Genomic DNA, 18,908 nt, shown 5'->3' on the forward strand with positions numbered 1-18,908 from the left:
GCTCGGTCGGCTCGGTCGGCTCGGTCGGCTCGGTCGGCTCGGTCGGCTCGGTCGGCTCGGTCGGCTCGGTCGGCTCGGTCGGCTCGTCCTTGATGTAGGAGTTGGTGACCGTCACCTCGACGTTGGACTCTTCGCCATCAGCGATGGTGAACTCGTTGACTTCCTCGCCGCCAATAGTGATAGTGGCGCCATCGAAGGTGTAACCCTCCGGCAGTTCACCTTCCGGGCCACCCTCGGTGATGACGACAGTTGCACCAACCGGTGCTTCACCGGTGAGAGTCTCGCCGTTTACAGAGATGGTGCCCTCAACCGGGTCGAGCTCTTCACCCTCAGCAGAGGTGATGTTAGCGGTGATCGGGAACTGGATGTTGTTAAAGGCCTCAGCATCCGCTTCGTCAACACCCTCGACGACCTTGTTCACCGTGAAGCCGCCGGTGGCGGGGGCTTCAGGAGTGCACTGCGCGGGGTTGGTCAGCGAGACGGCAACGTTGGAGGAGTTCTCATCCTCGATGGTGATGCTCTGCTGGGAGAATACGGGCTCCTGGAAGGTCACGCCCTCGATCTCCGGCTGTGTTTCGCTGAATGCGACAGTGGTGCCAGCCGGCAACCTGTCGTAGCCGCGGATGGTGGCACCGTCCTGCACGTAGTCGGTGTAAGTGATCACGTTGCCTTCACGGTTACCGCGGCCCTCACTGTTCGGGTAGTCGTTTTCCTCGAAGCCTGCCGGCAGGGTGATGGTGACGTTGACCGGGTAGCTAGCGTCCTCGAGAGCCTCGCAGTGCTCCCCGCCCTCGACCTCGACGGTCTTCGTCAGTGAGAAGGAGCCAGTGTTGACACCTTCAATGGTGCCAAAGCCGTCGGTGTTCCAGAACATGCTGGCGGAGGCTTCAGTGACGTTGCCGTCAGCGTTGACCGAGATGTTGTTGGAGTAGGTGTCACCTTCTTTGGTGACCTCGTTCAGGCGCTGGGTCCAGTAGGTCAGGTAAATGTCCTGGCCTTCTTGCCAGTTGCCATCGTATTCTTTTCCATCACCGTCCACGGTGCCTGCGTCGAACGGAGAAAGGGTGATTCGCAGCTCTTGGTCACTGACGATCTCGAAGTTCTCGTTCATGTACGACTGCTGGTTCTGAGCATCACGCTGGGTCGCACCCGCACGCTGTGTGCCGTCCGGCGCCTGGGCATCCACGTGTTTGTGGTTGGTGCCCTGAATCGTGTCCGTGATCACGATCTGGTCAGCGTCCTTGAAGGACTCATAAGGGATCAGAATGTCCCAGATCAGGTATTCGTCGCTCAGGGAGGCGATATGGGCGCTCTTCTCCAGGTTCTCCACACCGGTGAAGTCGGTGATCTCACCCTTCTCCTTCACGCCGCCAGGCACGTTCGCGACAGGGGTGCTCTCTTGCTTGCCCCTGACGGTGAACGGGAAGTCCTCGTCTTCAGAGGCAGCCTCGGCCTGTGCGCGCAGGCCAATGAGGCCGTTGACGTTCTGCTTACCAACGAACTCTTCGTTCAGCGTGCAAACCAGGGTCTGGGCGCCAGATGCCACAGAGCATGTACCGCCGACCGCGTCGTTTTCATCCGTGAGATCGAACGAGTCGATCGACTGCGGCTTGAAGGTCTCCGGGAAGTCCACCTCGAAGGTGTCGCCTGCAGTGAAGGGGCCGTTGGCTTCCCAGTTCATGCGAACGTCGACGACGTTGCCCTCGACGAGCTCGGAACCGTCGCCTTGCTTGGCGATAGTCACGTCCGAGATGGTGACGTCTACCGGATCAGCCTTAGCCATCGGTAGTTGTTTCAGCCCGAACGCTGCTGCCATCACCACGGCGATAATTGTCACCAAAGCGATGAACGTTCGGCGCAGACCGGCTGGAATGCCGGCTGCTTGATGATCGTTCATGATCACTCCTTCTTCCTATGTCTAGGCTTTCGGCTCAATACCGAAAAGGAGTGCTCGGTATCGCCGTAAACTCGTATCCTCTGCCTCTTATGACGTTGCTTTAAGCGTGTTGACAGAGACAATTGAGATCGTAGCACCGTTGGTTAATAGGTCAAGTTTTTGGCTACATTTTTTAGTGCACCCGCTCTCCCAGCTCGATGACCGGCGGTTACACATAACCGAGCGCCAAAGTTTCCCAAATGAGTCGCAAGTTTTCCGCGCTACGGGTCTCCACTTCTGCAACTTGTGTCAGGTTCCGTCCAGGGTCACACCACGAAAACTCCGGGATTTTCACAATCAAGAGTTGCAAGCACGATCGGCCCCTATATGATTGACGCGGTAACTACATGCTATCGGTGCTTGCTACGTACCGCCTCGAGCGAGCCTAAGTCGCTAAACCCGTCGATTGTCCCGCTCGAATATACGGGGACCAACGCAACCCACACGATGCTCACGCTCGAAGAGAAGAAAGCCGGGTAATGAAGAAACGTGCTGTCCACCGTGCCTTCGCTGTCGCGCTCGCGGCAGCGATCGCCCTTCCGCCTATAAGCTTCGCTGAACCTGACGATCCAGCGCAGAACGTTTCCCAGGAGTGCGCTCGGTTCCGCACCGACTACGACTTCACTACGTTCAACTGGGCCGGTTTCGAATGGGGCGTTCGCGAACGAAACCACTACATGCCATGGGGCGGACCGCAGGCACCCGCTCCCGGTGAAGCAGTCGGCAACTGGGTTAACGGTGCCTCAGTGAATGATGCGGGGGACCTCGCCGTGCGCAACGAAGGAATCCGCGGCGGTGTGGAGCTGATGACCACCGAATCGGTGGGATATGGAACCTATACTCTCGAATACTCTGCTGACTTCGGCCACATGGACCCCAGTAGCGTGTTGGGAATATTCCTTTACGATCTCGCAGCACAAGTCGACGACAATCACACAACCCAAGGCGGGTTCACTGAAATCGATTTCATTGAGATCAGCCGCTGGGGCGAAGAAGACTGGCCACTGCCGCATGCTGGCGTCACCTACTATCCCGACGATCTGACCAAGGCCCCGGAACCCGGTGACGGCATGTTCATCAGTGGATTCGATATCCCCGAGGGGCCGCAGAGGTTGACCACGGTCGCCGAGTGGCGCGAAGGTTTTCTCCGCGTGACGACGACAACCTCCGACGGCACTATATTGAGCGATGTCACAGCGACGGAACGGGTGCCGATCGACAACGGCACGCAACAGCTACACATCAATCTGTGGACTTCCGCAGCCAATGAGGAACTCTATCCTCAGGCTCAACCGGATGAGGTCGTCTTCCATTCGTTTACATTCAATCCCGATGCGTCCTGCCCAGAACCATCCCCGGAATCCACCGAAGAAAGCACACCGGCAAGCCCCACTGCCACCGAGGAGAGCGCTGAGCCAACCACCAGCTCCACCGATGCTCCGACAACAGCTCCGACGCCACCCGATTCGTCGACACCATCGGAGCCCTCGACAGCTCCACCACCTTCCAGCGCAGCCACGCCAACAACGACGGATAGCTCTGGAAAGGTTGAGACGGATACCGCACCGTCAAAGCTTCCGTTGCCGGCTACTTATCCAAGTGAGTCCCCGTCCGCTCCCGCGTCTGGCCGGCCTGACTCTGAAGGTGTTCAGCCTTCTGGTCCCCCCACTGTCCCATCCGCAGAGGGACGGCGACCGATTCAATCCGTGCCGTCCGGCGCGACGGCGTTGACGGATCGAACGGCGCGCTTCATCGGATAAGAACAATCAAGCGGGTCGACTACTGAACGCAGTCCACCCGCTTCCTTACATCCAGCTCCATGTTCATTGATTCAGTAACCAAGCCTTGAAAGAGTCGAGATCAGCCCTGAATATCCAAGCAATCCTCACCCACTTGACGGGAGATAGAAGACGAGCCGAGGGAACGCTCCCTCAGCTCGCCTTTTCTAGGTAGTGGTTAGCTCCTAGCCGATGAAATCAGCAACTCCATCGCCCTTCTCAGTCGCACCAGACGGCACCGACTGAATCGGCTGACGCCCATCGCTGGGCGCACCAGGCTTCACCGGTTGTTCGGGAGTACCAGGCTGCGCCTGCTGGGGCTTGTCACCCTCGCGCGGCGTTTCGGGCTTCGGGTTGTCACCCGGCTTGCCTGGCTGCGGGGTGTCACCCGGCTTACCCGGTTGCGGGTTGTCATCCGGCTTACCCGGCGTCGGGGTGGAAGACGTACCCGGACCCTGGTTGAACAGCCAGATCAGACCCGGAATGACCGGAGCCAAAAGCAGGAGCCACCACAGGTTCTTCTTGTCATCGGAGCTTCCCGGCTCCTCCGGGGTGTCCGTGCCCGGCGTATCGGTGCCAGGAGTGTCCGTGCCCGGCGTATCGGTGCCCGGGGTATCGGTGCCCGGGGTATCGGTGCCCGGGGTATCGGTGCCCGGGGTATCGGTGCCCGGAGTGGCTCCAGACGTGATCGGGTTCGAAAGGGCGATCTCGAAGCAGTCATTGCCCTTGATCTGGATCGTGACCGTCTTACCCTTATCCTTCACAGGCTTGTCTTTGATGTGGGGGTGGCCTTCCTTCACGATGAAGACCTCCTCGCCGTAACCGAAGCCCCCGAGGTTAGGCTTCTCGCCCTCAGAGAAAGTCACCTTGGTGCCGATCGGGAGGTGCGAGAATGCGATACCCCTCTCGTCGCCGCCGACAGCTGCGTAGGATTCGAGGTCTGCGTCGACGTTGAGCTTCACCTGCGCCTTGTTCTCTCCAACGAGCTCGAACTCTTTACCCTCAAGCACAGCCTCACGGTTGGTGCCCTCCGGGAACTCGAAGGTCATGTTGACCGGGAACTGCTTCCCCTTCGCCAGTTCCTTAGCCTTAGCCGCGTCTTCGTCGGTCAGCTTCGAGTAGTCGATCTGCTTTTTGATGTGGAACTCGCCCGGCACCGTCTTCCTGATCGGGTTCGTCAGCGTGACTTCGAAGCAATCGTCGCCTTCGAACTCGATGGTGACGGTCTTGCCCTCATCTTTCAGAACTCTTTTATCGCCAGGGGAGACCTGCTCAGCGATGAACTTCTCCTCGTCAAAGTGGAAGCCATCGAGCTCCGGCTTGCCGGTCTGCGAGAGGGTCACCTTCGTGCCTGCCGGGATGTCCGAGAACGCAAGCCCCCTTTCATCAGGGTAGCTGTCAGTACCAACGGAGAGATCGACGGTCTTGGTGTTGTTACCATCCAGCCCAAGCTTCGCCGGAGCGGTTTGACCCTCCGGGAACTCGAACTCCAGGGTTACCTCGAAGGTGGCGTCCTTCAGCTGCGTCTCTGCGTCAGGCTTATCCTCGTGAGCCAGGTTCGAGTCTTCGATTTCCTTCTTAATGTGGAACTCGCCCGGTTCCCCATCAGTGTGCGCCCGCTCAGACTCGTGCTGCTCGGCACGCTCTTCAGCCTCGGATTCGGCAGTCTTGGCCTGTTCCGACTCGCCGTGAACGTGCCCATCTTCAGTCGCGTTAGCTGTGGGAACAACATTGCCCCCGAAAGCTGCAGCGACGAAGACGGCGAAAACCGTCACCAACGCGATGAGGGTTGCACGCAGGCCTTTACGGCCCACGAGACTACGCTGCGCGTCCATGAATCACTCCTTGATTAGTCGATATCTGTTTCGTCCTGATGGCGATACCGACAAGAGTGATCGGCACGTCTCGAACGTCGCTCACAGTTTTAGTTTAAATTCTTAGGTAACTGTCAGAGCACGTTGAGCATCGTACCCAGTTTTCAATTATATGTAAAGGCTGACGGAGAACTTTCTACGAAATTCCTGAGCAAGGCTTAAATTGGTTCTGCAATAACGAATACGTTGTCTGCATAACCGAGCGTTCCACCGACGAACTCACCACCGCATGTGATCAACACGAGCTTGTTCTCACCAGTCGAATCATTCACCTCTTCAGGCAGAGCCCCCTCCTTGGAGGCGCGGAAGGGGGGTTTGGTGACGCGGTAGGTGTGGGTGGTGCCGTCGATAAGCACGGAGACCTCATCGCCCGCCGCAAGCTGCGTGAAGTTGTACGCGAAGCCCTGGCCCTGCGTTTGGTGGTTCACGTGGCCGGTGATCACCGTCGAACCCTTGGAGTTCGGGTCGCCCGGAATCGCGGACGACGCGTACCACCCGAGACGACTGACGTCCTCCGGCGGAATGAGCGCACCCTCAGCCGTCAGGCCCACCATCTCGACCGGCGCGGTGCCGATGCTCATCTGCAACGCCATCTCATTGATGTCCTCATGGCCTTGAGGGACCGGTTTGAGCTCCTCTTCTTGCTGACCGGAATCGTCGACATAGCCGTCCTCGATAATTTCGGGCGCCGCGCTCGTCTGAGGCTGCGGTGCCTCCGACGCCTCCTCTGTGTCGTCGCTTCCTCCCCACGGGATGAAAACAATGGCGCAGATCAGGGCGACTGCGCCGATGAGCGCAGCGAGGATCAGGGGCAGCTTCTTATTCGAGCTTTCGGTCGTTTCGCTTTCCTGGGTGTCATCCGGGTACTTCCCGTAGGAAGTATCTTCCGGGTCCGGCAGGTTCTTGGGGTTTGGTGTCGCAGTACTCATCGCGAAATATCCTAAATCATACTTGGGCTGGAAAGCGACATCGATACCCAAGCAATTGTCATTGTCTTGGGAGGAAACTAAAAGACGGGCTAAAGGATTTCTCCCTTCAGCCCGTCTTGCACGGTGAGCGGTTAATTTTTAGCCGATGAAGTCCGGGACGTTACCGCTCTTCGCAGTCGCGCCGGACGGCACAGACTGGATGGACTGGCGGCCGCCACCCGGCTTACCGGGCTGTGCGGGTTGCCCACCAGGGGCTCGTCCAGGCTGGCCGGACTCAGCCTGCTGGGGTTTGTCGCCGTTTCCACCCTTGGGTTCATCGCCTTGCTTGCCCTTGGGTTTGTCACCCTGGCCTTCCGAACCACCCGGCTCGTCCGTAGCGGTCTTATCTCCCTGGCCCGGCGCCGGCTCACCCGGGGATGGCTTGCCCGGTGCCGGGTTCGAGGAACCGCCCGGGAAGTTGTCGATCAACCACTTACCGATCGGAATGACCGGGACAAGGAGCAGCAGCCACCACGGGAGGGCAGAAGAACCTTCCTTGTTGGTCCCGTCACCGTTGCCGTTGGTTCCGCCGTCGTCTTCACCGTCGGTCCCGTCGTTGTTGCCGCCGGTCTCACCGTCGCCGTCACCGTCGGTCTCTCCGTTGTTGCCGTCGCCGTCGGTTTCTCCGTCGTTGCCGTCGGTCTCACCGTTGTCGTCACCGCCGGTCTCACCGTCGTTGGTTCCGTCACCGTTGCCGTCGGTCTCGCCGCCATCGCCACCGGGGACGGTCTGGTCTCCGGTGGTGGTTGTGGTCGGGGACTCTTCCGCCGTCGTGGTCGGCTCCGGCTGCTCATCCGTGGTGGTCGGTTCCGGCTGCTCCTCCGTCGTCGTCGGTTCCGGCTGCTCATCCGTGGTGGTCGGTTCCGGCTGCTCCTCCGTGGTGGTCGGTTCCGGCTGCTCGTCCGTCGTCGTCGGCTCCGGCGCCTCATCAGTCGTGGTCGGTTCCGGCTGCTCGTCCGTCGTGGTCGGCTCCGGCTGCTCGTCCGTGGTGGTCGGTTCCGGCTCCTCGTCCGTCGTGGTCGGCTCCGGCTCCTCGTCCGTGGTGGTCGGCTCCGGCTCCTCATCCGTCGTGGTCGGCTCCGGCTGCTCCTCCGTTGTCGTCGGCTCCGGCTGCTCCTCCGTCGTGGTCGGCTCCGGCTCCTCATCCGTCGTGGTCGGCTCCGGCTCCTCGTCCGTCGTGGTCGGCTCCGGCTGCTCATCCGTCGTGGTCGGCTCCGGCTCCTCGTCCGTCGTGGTCGGCTCCGGCTCCTCGTCCGTCGTGGTCGGCTCCGGCTCCTCATCCGTTGTGGTCGGCTCCGGCTCCTCGTCCGTCGTGGTCGGCTCCGGCTGCTCCTCCGTCGTGGTCGGCTCCGGTTCCTCGTCCGTCGTGGTCGGCTCCGGCTGCTCCTCCGTGGTGGTCGGCTCCGGCTGCTCCTCCGTGGTGGTCGGCTCCGGCTGCTCCTCCGTGGTGGTCGGCTCCGGCTGTTCCGTTGTAGGCTGCGGACAAGACTCGATCCTATTGGTCAGCTCGATAGTCGCATTCTCTGCGGCGTTCTCGATCGTCACGGTCTGGCCCGGGCTGTAATCCGGATCAGCGAATTCAACACCTGCGATGTCCGGCTTCACCTCAGTAATGGTAACTTTCGAACCCTGCGGCAGAGAGTCGTAACCGGTGAGCGTCGTACCGGGCCGAAGGGCCGCGGTATAAGAAATCTTGCCGTCGGCGGGCTGCGCCTCAGTCTGCTTGACCGTTCCCGGGAACTGGAAGTTCGGCCCGACCGAGTCCCTCACGTCGATGTCGACCTGGACCGTAAAGGGCTCCTCGATTCGTGCAATGCACTCCTGCTCACCGATCACGGTCTTCGTCAGTGCGAATGAACCGCGCTCAACACCCGCACCCGCTGCAGCAGCAGCGGCGTCGTAGGTGTGCTCCCCAGCGTTGCGCTCCTCAGCCGCAGTCGTCGTCTCAATTCCCTGCGAGTCAGTAACAACGACGTTCGCCGAGTTATCGAACTTCTCGCGGTCCTGCGGGTCACCGACGAATTCCGTCTGGTAGGTGATCTTCAGGTCCCACTCTGGGTTCCAGCCACCCCTCTGAGGGGCGATGTCCGCAGCGAAACCGCGACCCCCATCCTGGGCGGTGACGTTGCTGTTCGGCCACGCCTGATTCTCGCGGCTCAGATCCTCCTGGTAGACGTAGACAACCCTGTTGGGGTCATCAAACCCGACGTAGGCGTGGTTTCGGCTTTGCAGCTGGTCAGTGATGCGGACAGACCTGGCCTGACCGTTCTCATCAGTGAGGTTCTCAGCGGGGATGATGATCGTCCAGTCGATGACATTGTTTACGTAATCGATGGTTCCGTACTTCGAAACGCGGTCTTCTTTGCCTTCCGGCAGCACGTACGGCACCACGCTGCCGCCAGGGATAGCAACGGAGAGCGGTTCACCGCCCGGTACGGTGTTGAACTTCCAATCCGGGCCCGGGGTCTCACCGAGCCCCACATTCAGGCCGATCGAGCCAGTCACACTATCCTGATTGATGTCCCGGTTGAAGGTGCAAACCAGGGTTCGTTCCTGCACTTCGCACGACCCAGCCTCTTGACCCGAAACGCTAAACGGCAGCTTGTTAGCAGGCGGCAGGATCTCTGTCGGGAAGTCGATGGACATTGTCTGGCCCTGCTCAATGGTGCCGTTTGCCGTCCACGGGAAGCTGAGGCTCACACGGTCACGCGTGTCGAGCTGCTTGTCAATCGGCTGACCGTTCTGCGTCACTGTCGGCTGCCCGAAGGTCACAGGCGCCGGGTTAGCATCCTGCGCCTCCGAGCTCGGCACAAGATCGAACATGGCTCCTGTAATGAACAGAGCAAATGCCGTCACTACGGCAATCAAAGTCCTTCGCGGGCCAGCAATTTGCACGCCGCGTTGTTGATCTTTCAAGGGTCGCTCCCAATCGTGATTTGCAATTTGGCCCGAGACCCGGGCATCTTCCGTGAGAATCGTTTTACTTCCTCCGGAACTCGCACCGAGCCCACATGGCCGCCTCCGCCTGTTCCAAGGCGGTATACAGCTTAGAAGTTATCACGTACAGGACATTGCCGGATAGTCCCCATGGCAATAAATTCCTTGATGGAGCAAGAAAGTCGACTGGGAAGGCTCCGTCGAAAAGCGAAAAGCTTTCACCGCTCCATGATGTCGTTGCGCACGATCGTCTGGTCGCGCCCCGGCCCCACACCGATGTAGGACATGGGTGCACCGGAGAGCTCCTCGAGACGCAGAACATAATCCTGGGCGCGCCGCTGCAGCATCGTCGCGCCATCTCGCCCGCAACTTCGTTTACGCAGCTGTAGCTCGATCCCTAGTAGATTCCTGTCCGTACCGTCGGACAACAAGCTAATCGCACGCTCGACAAAACTCAGGCAGAAGGCAGTCCGCTAACTAGTTTCGCGATGCTAATGGCCTTTAGTGCCTCAGGGGATTCCGCAATTTTTCTAGCCTTATCGATCATCTTTTTGTAGGCACTACGGTCAGGGCCGTACTTTTCAGACCACTCTTCAAGTTGCCAGCTTTGGGAGTCCGCAAACAGATACCAGAAGTAGTTTTCTAATGATTCGGTGCTCACCACAACGCGTTCGCGATTGAACGATGTGTCGGTAAAGACACCGAACTCGTAAGCCTTATCCCTAAAGAGATCTCGCCAGTACTTCTCCCGAATATAAAGCGTCGTATTCTCATCATTCGTGTGACTGGGCCGCAGATCAACCTTGACATGCCTACCAAGTTCGTTGACGACGCCATTGCGAGAATCTACATTCCCTGTCAGTCGTGTTAACTGCTGAAAATGGCTATACCGCAAGCCGGAGATCTTAGATGGAGTGCACCCAAGGTCTTGTGCAATTGCAAAATCGCTTCGCTCAAGATCGATAGCGCCGTTCTGGGCGAAAAGATGGAATACCAGCTGCTCATATTGAGACTTAGTAGCCGTACCGAAATTTTCATTCAGCATTGTGGCAACCATTTCCGCTCCGATGTTCGTGTGATCGACCTCTCCGCCACTCGGCAACGCTCGATCGTCCGTGGTCTGCTTTGACACGCCACTTACCCTTTGCTTTCGTTCACGTTTTAAATGCTCGAAAGCAAGACTAAAACTTTCCAGCCGTCATTTCATTGTTTTAGAAAGTATTTTTTCGACCGCAGGTGCCCTGGTGATCCGCTACGTCACTGATTGTCGCTAACCGACCGGCCGACACTTAGCAAAAAGCTCTTACCGCTCCATGATGTCGTTGCGCACGATCGTCTGGTCGCGCCCCGGCCCCACACCGATGTAGGACATGGGTGCACCGGAGAGCTCCTCGAGACGCAGAACATAATCCTGGGCGCGCTGCGGCAGCTCCTCGAAGGTGCGGCAGCCGGTGATGTCCTCGTCCCAGGCGGGCATGGTCTCAAAGATCGGCTCGGCGTGGTGGAACTCGGACTGGGTCAGCGGCATCTCGTCGTGGCGGACACCGTCGACGTCGTAGGCCACGCAGATCGGAATCTCGCCGATGCCGGTGAGCACGTCCAGCTTGGTCAGGAAGTAATCGGTGAAGCCGTTGACGCGCGCGGCGTAGCGGGCGATGACGGCGTCGTACCAGCCGCAGCGGCGCTTCCGCCCTGTGTTCACGCCGACCTCGCCGCCGACTTCCTGCAGGTAGTCGCCCCACTTGTCAAAGAGCTCCGTCGGGAACGGGCCCGCACCCACACGCGTGGTGTAGGCCTTGACAATGCCCAGCACGCCCGTGATCTGCGTCGGACCGATGCCGGAGCCGACGCACGCGCCGCCCGCCGTCGGGTTCGAGCTGGTCACAAACGGGTAGGTGCCGCCAAGCTCGAGCGTCACCGGGATGATCCTCTCCGCGACCGACTTGTTGATCAGCTTGCCGACGTCCGTCGAACCAGTGAACGCGATCTTTGCGATCCGGTCAGAACCGGTCAGCGCGACGCCGGCCTCATCGCCGAAGCCGTTAACAATGTTGACCACGCCGTCTGGAATGAGATCACCGATGATGTTCATCAGGTAAAGAATCGATGCTGGGGTCTGTTCCGCCGGCTTCATCACCACGGCATTGCCCGCCGCCAGCGCTGGGGCGAGCTTCCACACGGCCATGAGGATCGGAAAGTTCCACGGAATGATCTGACCGACAACGCCCAGCGGCTCGTGGAAGTGGTAGGCCACAGAGTCGTCGTCAAGCTGCGAAAGGCGACCCTCCTGCGCGCGGATGGCACCCGCAAAGTAGCGGAAGTGATCGATGGCCAGCGGAATGTCAGCGGCAAGAGTCTCGCGCACAGCCTTGCCATTTTCCCACGTCTCGGCGACCGCGATTTCCTCGAGGTGCTCCTCCATGCGGTCCGCGATGCGGTTGAGGATCAATGCGCGCTCCGCCGCAGAAGTTTTGCCCCATTCCGGCGCAGCCTTGTGCGCCGCATCAAGCGCTCGGTCAATGTCTGCCTGCGTGCCTCGTGCGACTTGGCAGAACACCTCACCCGTGACCGGAGTGGAGTTGTCGAAGTACTCACCGTCCGCCGGAGCAACCCACTGACCGCCGATGTAGTGGTCATAGCGCTTCTCGAAGTTAACGATCGAGCCCTCAGAACCCGGGTTAGCGTACACAGTCATGGTCTAGTCCTTTCTAAAACGAGCTGAATATTTTGTGCTCCAAAATACACGAAAGAGTTTAACGGTTGAACGCCTCGTCCACCACCGGACGCAGAGCGAAACCAATCAGGCCTGTGATCAGGAACAGCAGGGCAACGCCAGCTGCCAGCAGGCCGCCGACTCCGGCAACGGAGAGGGAGGAGCCTGCGGGGACGGAGCTGGACTCGCTTTCCTTACCGGCGCAGGCGCCCATGGACTTGGTGTAGGTGACGATGGGAGCGGCCACCTCCGGTCCATTTTCAAGAAGCTTCGTCTTGGCAATGTCGACGAATGCGTCAAGACCGCCGCCTCCGATCACTGAACCAGCAACAGCGCCAATCACACCCTTCAGATCCAAGCCGAGCAGCTTTCCGTTTTCCTCTGCCTGAGCCGGCGTCAGTTCGAAGGTGCCCCCTTCCCTCTTATCAGCCTTGATCTGATCCATCTTCGGGGTCTTGGAGGCATTCATGAATGCGATGTAACGGTAATAATCCGACTGCTCAAAGCGGAAAAGACACCAGGCCAACCGCCCGGCCAGCCCAAGACAGCCCGGCAAGCGAACCGGCCCCATGTGGATAACCCGCCGAATTCCACAGCCAAACGGGCCCGTAGGTGCGCCGCCCGGTGCGATAAGTCAGGCTGGGTGCATGAATTCGGGGGATGAACTGGTCAATCTGCGGTGCCACAAAGCGGGCAGCCCGGTGTGGGCAGAAATCGAAACCGGCCGCATGGTCAAACTGGCACCGACACAAGCTGTCCGGAGCGACTACTTCCGGTCGCTTGCTCCGCATGAGAGGGCTCGACTGGTTGCCATCGCCACTGGTCGCGGTGTTCCGAAATCCATTGCAATCGGCCGCACCGCTGCACGGATTCATGGCATGTGGGTGGTTACGCGATCGAAAGAAACCGCCGAACTGACCCGCGGCGCTCACCCCTGCACGACCATGCCAGAGGGTCAACGTTGTCGGCGCATGAAGCTGCGCCCTGAAGAGATCACGCTTATCGACGGCGCCCGCACCCTCACCCCATTCCGCACCGCCGCCGACATTGCCGCTACGTATGGGCTGGTGGAAGGCCTGGTGGCTATGTCTTGGTTGAAGTACAGGGGGTGGGGGGTTGGGAAGATGCGTCGAGAAGCGGAAAGGCTTGGGCCGGTTAAAGGGATCGCGACAATTCGACAGTGCATCGAGCTGAGCAGTCCGCGCGCGCTGTCTCCGTTTGAGCCGTATGCGCAGGGGCTGTTCGTCGAAGCCGGAATTGAAGGCATCCGGATGCACCCGCGGCTGCCTCTTCCCGGTGGGCGGTACATCGAGCCCGACCTGATGATCGGTGACCACGTGGCCGTGGAAATCGACGGGGATGCGAAGTACGACGGCGTCACCTACGGATCCCTCGACGACATCAGCCGCGGCGAACTGAAACGGCAGAAACTGCTGATCAACATGGGCCTGGAAGTTGTGCGGTTTTCGCCGCGGGAGCTGTTAACGAACCCCGAGTACTGCATCGAGACCTTGCGCGGCGCGATCGAGCGGGCCAGCCGCCGCCCAAGCCAACCCGGCAAATAGCTAGAACCAGACAGCTAGATTGCCCGGTTCTCGGCCCGAAACGGAGCTTTCTAGTCGTCTGGTTCTAGTCAATCGGAATGGTGGGGGGCGCGGTGGGGTCGAGGTGGGGACTGTCGGGCCTGCCGCAGCGCTAGTTGGCGTCTGCGGCGTCGGTGTCGGCTCCGGCGTGCGCGGCTCCGTCGCCAGCACCCTCACCAGCGTCAGCGGCCTCGCCGGCACCGCCAGCACCAGCACCGCGGGTGACGGTCAGCGTGTCCGCGTCCGGGCCGACCTCAACGAGCACGGCGTCGCCGTCGCGGATTTCACCGGCCAGCACCTCGCGGGCCAGCTTGTCGCCAATTTCCTTCTGGATCAGGCGGCGTAGTGGGCGGGCACCGTAGGCGGGGTCGTAGCCGCGGTCGGCAAGCCAGCGCTTCGCGGCATCCGTGACGTCCAAGGCCAGGCGACGTTCAGCCAGCCGGTCAGCCAACCCGCGCAGCTGGATGTCCACAATGCCGACCAGCTGGTCCTGCGTCAGCGGATCGAACACGACCACGTCGTCGAGGCGGTTGATGAATTCCGGCTTGAACGCCCTCTTCACAGCCTCCATGATCTCGTCGCGCGAACCACCGGCACCCAGGTTGGAGGTGAGGATGATGACGGTGTTGCGGAAGTCGACGGTGCGGCCTTGGCCGTCGGTAAGCCTGCCTTCGTCGAGGACCTGCAGGAGGACGTCGAAGACGTCCGGGTGGGCTTTCTCGACTTCGTCGAAAAGCACGAGCGAGTACGGGCGACGGCGCACGGCTTCGGTGAGCTGGCCGCCGGCGTCGAAGCCGACGTATCCCGGAGGCGCACCGACGAGGCGCGCGACGGAGTGCTTCTCGCCGTATTCGGACATGTCGATGCGGATCATGGCGGATTCGTCGTCGAAGAGGAACTCCGCGAGCGACTTGGCCAGCTCCGTCTTACCCACACCCGTCGGGCCGAGGAAGAGGAAGGAACCGATTGGGCGGTTCGGGTCGGCGATCCCGGCGCGCGAACGGCGAACAGCATCCGAGACCGCATTCACGGCCTCGTGCTGCCCGACGACGCGCCCGCCGAGCACGCTCTCCATGTTCAACAGCTTCTCGGTCTCGCCTTCCATCATCTTGCCGGCGGGAATGCCCGTCCAGCTGGACACAACGTCCGCGATGACATCCGGCGTGACTTCTTCCGTCAGCATGGTCTTCACGCTTGCCGACGCCTCCGCCGCCTCAACCTGCGCCTCCAACTCCGGGATGCGACCGTAACGCAGCTCCGACACCTTGGCGAAGTCACCGTCACGCTCCGCGATTTCGGACTGGTTGCGCAGATCTTCCAGCTCTTCCTTGGCGTGCTGGACCTTGTCGATTTCGGACTTCTCGTTCTCCCAGCGGGCTTTCATCTCGCCGAGTTTCTCGCGCTGGTCGGCGAGTTCCTGACGCAGGGCGTCGAGACGCTCGCGCGAAGCTGCGTCGGACTCCTTTTCCAGTGCGATCTCCTCAATCTCGAGACGGCGGACGACGCGCTCAAGCTCATCGATCTCCTGCGGGGAGGAGTCGATCTCCATGCGCAGGCGGGAGCCGGCCTCGTCGACCAGGTCGATAGCCTTGTCCGGAAGGAAGCGGTTGGTGATGTATCGGTCCGACAGCGACGCCGCCGCGACCAGTGCCGAGTCCTGGATGCGGACACCGTGATGCACCTCGTAGCGGTCCTTCAGGCCGCGGAGGATACCGATGGTGTCTTCCACACTCGGCTCGCCGACGTACACCTGCTGGAAGCGGCGCTCCAGGGCGGCGTCTTTTTCGATGTACTTGCGGTACTCGTCAAGGGTGGTCGCACCGACCAGGCGCAGCTCGCCGCGGGCCAGCATCGGCTTGATCATGTTGCCGGCATCCATCGAGCCCTCACCGGTCGCGCCAGCGCCGACGATGGTGTGCAGCTCGTCGATGAAGGTGATGATCTCCCCGTCGGAGGACTTGATCTCATCCAGCACAGCCTTCAGGCGCTCCTCGAACTCGCCGCGGAACTTCGCGCCGGCCACCATCGAGCCCAAGTCCAAGCTGATCAGCGTCTTGCCCTTCAGGGATTCCGGCACGTCGCCCGCGACGATGCGGCGGGCGAGGCCCTCCACGATCGCGGTCTTACCCACGCCCGGCTCACCAATCAGCACCGGGTTGTTCTTCGTCCGGCGGCTTAGCACCTGGACGACGCGGCGGATCTCGCTATCGCGCCCGATGACCGGGTCGATCTTGCCCTCGCGGGCGCGCGCCGTCAGGTCGGTCGAATACTTTTCCAGCGCCTGGAACTGGCCTTCCGGGTCCTGCGTGGTCACCTTCTGGTGCCCGCGTACCGACGGAAACGCCCCCTTAATGGTCTCGTACGTCGCACCCCGCTTCTTCAGCAGGTCAGCGGCATCGTCCGAACCGCGGGCGATGCCGGCGAGGAGGACTTCTGTGGAGACGTATTCGTCGCCAAGCTCGCTGGCGAGTTCCTGCGCCGTGTTCAGCGCGTTAAGGCCGTCGCGGTTGAAGTTCGGGTTGGCCATGTTCTGGCCTTCCGCCTTCGGGTAGCCATCGACAATGTCGGCGGCTTCCTTCACAACGGTTTGCGGGTCAACGCCGGTCGCCTTCAGCACCGGCGCGGCGATGCCCTCCTCCTGGGAGAGGATGGCCTGCAGCAAGTGCGCCGGGCGAATGTCCGGGTTGCCGTTGGCAGAAGCCGTCTGCAGAGCCTGCTGGAGAGCTTCCTGTGTCTTTGTAGTGGGGTTGAATGAGCTCACGAGGGGCTCCTTTCTGAATGCTTTTGTTCTAAATTCCTAACTCCACGCTAGGTGGTCGCTCACTTCAACGCCCGCAAGGTTGAGTCTGTTCCACTCAAGGCTAGAAAGCTTGACGACACCCCGCCCCCTCTGGCCCTTTCCGTCTACATGCGGACATGTGCGCTCCTGCCGATGCGGTCACCGATGTCCTAGTTGCGACCGTTCATCGGGTTCTAGCAGCAGTTTCATACGAGCGAAAACTAGGGCTTTCATGCCCTGGTTTTAGCAGCACCAAAATCGCTGCTCAAGACATAAAAACGACAACGATGCGGCCAGTCATGCCCACAACCGCTGGCGAGCACATATTCACCAAACTAACCTAACGGCAGATTCATCGCGGCAACCACGGTCGTGGGGCTGTGTGGATCGTGGGGGACAAGCAGAGATCGTGGGAGACAAAAGAGGGGGAAACAGGCCATGACAAACAAGGCCGAAGCGAAGGACGTTGGATCGATCTTTGAAGGTCGCCCCAAGTGCCCACCGTTTCTACGAGGCGCGATGTTGCTCGCGCTTTTGCAAACCAGGCAAACATTCACAGGTAGCGAGCTTGCGGAGCGGATCGGTGTCAACGACCGCACGCTGCGCAGGTACATCGCAGAACTCGGCGCGTTGGGATTCGAGGTCGAGGGCCACCCCGGATTCTACGGCGGGTACCAGCTCAAGAGCGTCGATGCTATCCCTCCCCTCATCTTCAGCGAGGATGAAATGGAAACGATCCTGGCAGGTCTTGCCTACATCAGGTACCCGGAGGACGAATATGCCGAACGGGCTAATGACCTCGAAGAGCGCATCAGGAAGCTTCTCCCCGAAGCGTTCCTCGAGTCGCTGCGGATGCCCCTCCTCAAGAAGTACGGGGAGGGTTATCAGATGAGGGTGGAGGCGAAAGCGTCGAAAAGCGGGGGCTAGATCGCGTTCTTGATCCGTGTGCTTCCTGAACCGCCGGACCCCGCGCCCGATTGACCGTCGGCGTATTTCTTCGCGGGGGCCCATTTGAGAACAAAACTCATGACCAGAATGCCCGCCGCGATCGCGGTGGAAATCCACCCGAATCCGCCGGTGAAGGAGGCGATGACGGCAATCGGCGCGAGAATGGTCATGCCGATCTCGAAGGGGGCGAAGCCGACGTAGGCCACGCCGTATTCGTTCAGGGTGCCGGATTTGAGCTTCGGGTCGGCCATCTTGAGCAGCGCGATACCGGTGGCCACAGCGGCGGTTGCCCAGCCCCAGCCGAAGAGCCCGCGCTCGATCCAGTGTTCACCGAAGTAGAGCGGCGCCATGACCAGCAGGTAGAACAGGCAGAACACCACGCCGAGAACGAACAGCAGCACGAGCGCCTGCCAGTAGTCCGCCAGCGCGGCGGGAACGATGGAGGCGATACCGAACGCGATCATGTAGTCGGTCGCAGCACCGGAGATGGCACTAACGGTGTCTTTGTCCAGGTAGTTCGGGCGGCGCACCAGGCGCAGGCCAAGGCGGCCCAGCAAGCCGATGACGAACGACAGGGCGTACAAGGGAATGGAGACGTTGGGCCATTGGGCCTTGATTGCGTCGTTAAGCACATAGGCAATGAGCACGGTGAAAACGATGAAGCCGGCGTGCAACGCGAGCGGCTCGATCGACGACGGGTTGGTCGTGGCTTTACCGATGGATGGGCGCTCATCTTCGTTCTCGATGTAGCCGGATCGGAGGTCTTCCGGCAGTTCGCCCTGCAGCTCGGTCGTCTTGCTGGCGCGAATGCCCCAGTTGGCCACGATGACACCGCCGACGATGGCGACAAGCGTGCCCACGGTCGCGGCAGTGAAACCGAGCGAGGATGCGCCTTCCACACCGATGTCCTCCAGCGAGGACCCCACGGCCGCGGCGGTACCGAAGCCACCGACGAAACCGACCGGCAGCATCATGCCGAACCAGTCTTCGGTGCCGAACACGGGCTTGAACAGGTAGAGGCCGAGCAGCACGAACAGGCCCCACTGGAACACGAACATCGTGGTGGAAAACGCCCACATGTTGCGCGCACCCTTAGCCACGGACCCGCCGAGGTCCATCGAGTACGCCATCGACGCGAACACGACGGCGATGAGGATAGTGGTGTAGGTGCCGACGTTCTCTGAGAAGTTGATCCACCCGAGCACCTCCGGCCCAAGAACCAGTCCGAGCAAACCGGCCGTGATTGGGGCCGGCAGCAGCAGTTGCTGGAGCATGCGGATTCGCTGGCGCAGGACGTTGCCGACGATGAGAAGGAGGGAAATCCATCCGACGTCAAGCAGCATGTCGTAAGGTGTGAATTCCATGTGCCGGACCTTTCACGAATTGTGCTAT

At 60.6% G+C, this 18,908-nt stretch carries 13 protein-coding genes; 3 read left to right on the forward strand and 10 right to left on the reverse strand.

The features are described from left to right. Positions 1-1,897 (reverse strand): DUF5979 domain-containing protein (locus KBX07_RS07685; RefSeq protein ID WP_256023652.1); only part of this gene is annotated, 1,897 nt, incomplete at its 3' end. 518 nt (positions 1,898-2,415) lie between these two features. Here KBX07_RS07685 and KBX07_RS07690 point away from each other — a divergent pair. Continuing rightward, positions 2,416-3,696 (forward strand): hypothetical protein, encoded by a 1,281-nt coding sequence (locus KBX07_RS07690; RefSeq protein ID WP_256023654.1) that lies wholly within the window; start codon positions 2,416-2,418, stop codon positions 3,694-3,696. Between the two features lie 203 nt (positions 3,697-3,899). Here the strand turns inward: KBX07_RS07690 and KBX07_RS07695 are convergent, their stop codons facing one another. The 7 genes from KBX07_RS07695 to KBX07_RS07725 all read right to left on the reverse strand — a co-directional run bounded on the left by KBX07_RS07695 (position 3,900) and on the right by KBX07_RS07725 (position 12,675). Continuing rightward, on the reverse strand, positions 3,900-5,549 hold the full coding sequence (locus tag KBX07_RS07695; protein ID WP_256023655.1) for a DUF5979 domain-containing protein: 1,650 nt from the start codon (positions 5,547-5,549) through the stop codon (positions 3,900-3,902). A 197-nt stretch (positions 5,550-5,746) separates the two neighbouring features. Beyond that, positions 5,747-6,517 (reverse strand): class F sortase, encoded by a 771-nt coding sequence (locus KBX07_RS07700; protein WP_256023657.1) that lies wholly within the window; start codon positions 6,515-6,517, stop codon positions 5,747-5,749. 138 nt (positions 6,518-6,655) lie between these two features. Beyond that, positions 6,656-9,412, reverse strand: a complete 2,757-nt coding sequence (locus tag KBX07_RS07705) for a hypothetical protein (protein WP_256023659.1) — start codon at positions 9,410-9,412, stop codon at positions 6,656-6,658. Between the two features lie 299 nt (positions 9,413-9,711). Continuing rightward, entirely contained in the window at positions 9,712-9,840 is a 129-nt protein-coding gene (locus tag KBX07_RS07710) for a hypothetical protein (protein ID WP_370687279.1), read from the reverse strand. A gap of 107 nt (positions 9,841-9,947) precedes the next feature. After that, complete coding sequence (locus KBX07_RS07715) at positions 9,948-10,625, reverse strand: hypothetical protein (protein WP_256023660.1); 678 nt, start codon at positions 10,623-10,625, stop codon at positions 9,948-9,950. 171 nt (positions 10,626-10,796) lie between these two features. Continuing rightward, positions 10,797-12,188, reverse strand: a complete 1,392-nt coding sequence (locus tag KBX07_RS07720) for an adenylosuccinate synthetase (RefSeq protein ID WP_256023662.1) — start codon at positions 12,186-12,188, stop codon at positions 10,797-10,799. 58 nt (positions 12,189-12,246) lie between these two features. Next, positions 12,247-12,675: a hypothetical protein gene (locus KBX07_RS07725; RefSeq protein ID WP_255996129.1), complete on the reverse strand. Its 429-nt coding sequence runs from the start codon at positions 12,673-12,675 to the stop codon at positions 12,247-12,249. 178 nt (positions 12,676-12,853) lie between these two features. Between KBX07_RS07725 and KBX07_RS07730 the strand changes: the two genes are divergently transcribed. After that, entirely contained in the window at positions 12,854-13,771 is a 918-nt protein-coding gene (locus KBX07_RS07730; protein ID WP_256023663.1) for an endonuclease domain-containing protein, read from the forward strand. A gap of 130 nt (positions 13,772-13,901) precedes the next feature. Here the strand turns inward: KBX07_RS07730 and clpB are convergent, their stop codons facing one another. Next, positions 13,902-16,550, reverse strand: coding sequence for an ATP-dependent chaperone ClpB (gene clpB / locus KBX07_RS07735; protein ID WP_256023665.1), 2,649 nt, complete (start codon positions 16,548-16,550; stop codon positions 13,902-13,904). 456 nt (positions 16,551-17,006) lie between these two features. Between clpB and KBX07_RS07740 the strand changes: the two genes are divergently transcribed. After that, a complete protein-coding gene (locus KBX07_RS07740) occupies positions 17,007-17,495 on the forward strand; it encodes a YafY family protein (RefSeq protein ID WP_256023666.1) in 489 nt (162 codons plus the stop codon). Here KBX07_RS07740 and KBX07_RS07745 read toward each other — a convergent pair. Next, positions 17,492-18,880 (reverse strand): sodium/glutamate symporter, encoded by a 1,389-nt coding sequence (locus KBX07_RS07745; protein WP_005288290.1) that lies wholly within the window; start codon positions 18,878-18,880, stop codon positions 17,492-17,494. The genes KBX07_RS07740 and KBX07_RS07745 overlap by 4 nt on opposite strands. Positions 18,881-18,908: the final 28 nt, after the last annotated feature.

Source organism: Corynebacterium sp. CCUG 70398, assembly GCF_024454055.1.
In the GTDB taxonomy this organism is placed as follows: Bacteria; Actinomycetota; Actinomycetes; order Mycobacteriales; family Mycobacteriaceae; genus Corynebacterium; species Corynebacterium genitalium.

Bases quoted from the DNA above. Each gene is read 5' to 3' on its own strand.
- KBX07_RS07690 (WP_256023654.1), top strand. From the start codon at position 2,416: ATGAAGAAACGTGCTGTCCACCGTGCCTTCGCTGTCGCGCTCGCGGCA.
- KBX07_RS07695 (WP_256023655.1), bottom strand. From the start codon at position 5,549: ATGGACGCGCAGCGTAGTCTCGTGGGCCGTAAAGGCCTGCGTGCAACC.
- KBX07_RS07700 (WP_256023657.1), bottom strand. From the start codon at position 6,517: ATGAGTACTGCGACACCAAACCCCAAGAACCTGCCGGACCCGGAAGAT.
- KBX07_RS07710 (WP_370687279.1), bottom strand. From the start codon at position 9,840: ATGCTGCAGCGGCGCGCCCAGGATTATGTTCTGCGTCTCGAGGAGCTC.
- KBX07_RS07720 (WP_256023662.1), bottom strand. From the start codon at position 12,188: ATGACTGTGTACGCTAACCCGGGTTCTGAGGGCTCGATCGTTAACTTC.
- KBX07_RS07725 (WP_255996129.1), bottom strand. From the start codon at position 12,675: ATGAATGCCTCCAAGACCCCGAAGATGGATCAGATCAAGGCTGATAAG.
- KBX07_RS07730 (WP_256023663.1), top strand. From the start codon at position 12,854: ATGAATTCGGGGGATGAACTGGTCAATCTGCGGTGCCACAAAGCGGGC.
- KBX07_RS07740 (WP_256023666.1), top strand. From the start codon at position 17,007: ATGACAAACAAGGCCGAAGCGAAGGACGTTGGATCGATCTTTGAAGGT.
- KBX07_RS07745 (WP_005288290.1), bottom strand. From the start codon at position 18,880: ATGGAATTCACACCTTACGACATGCTGCTTGACGTCGGATGGATTTCC.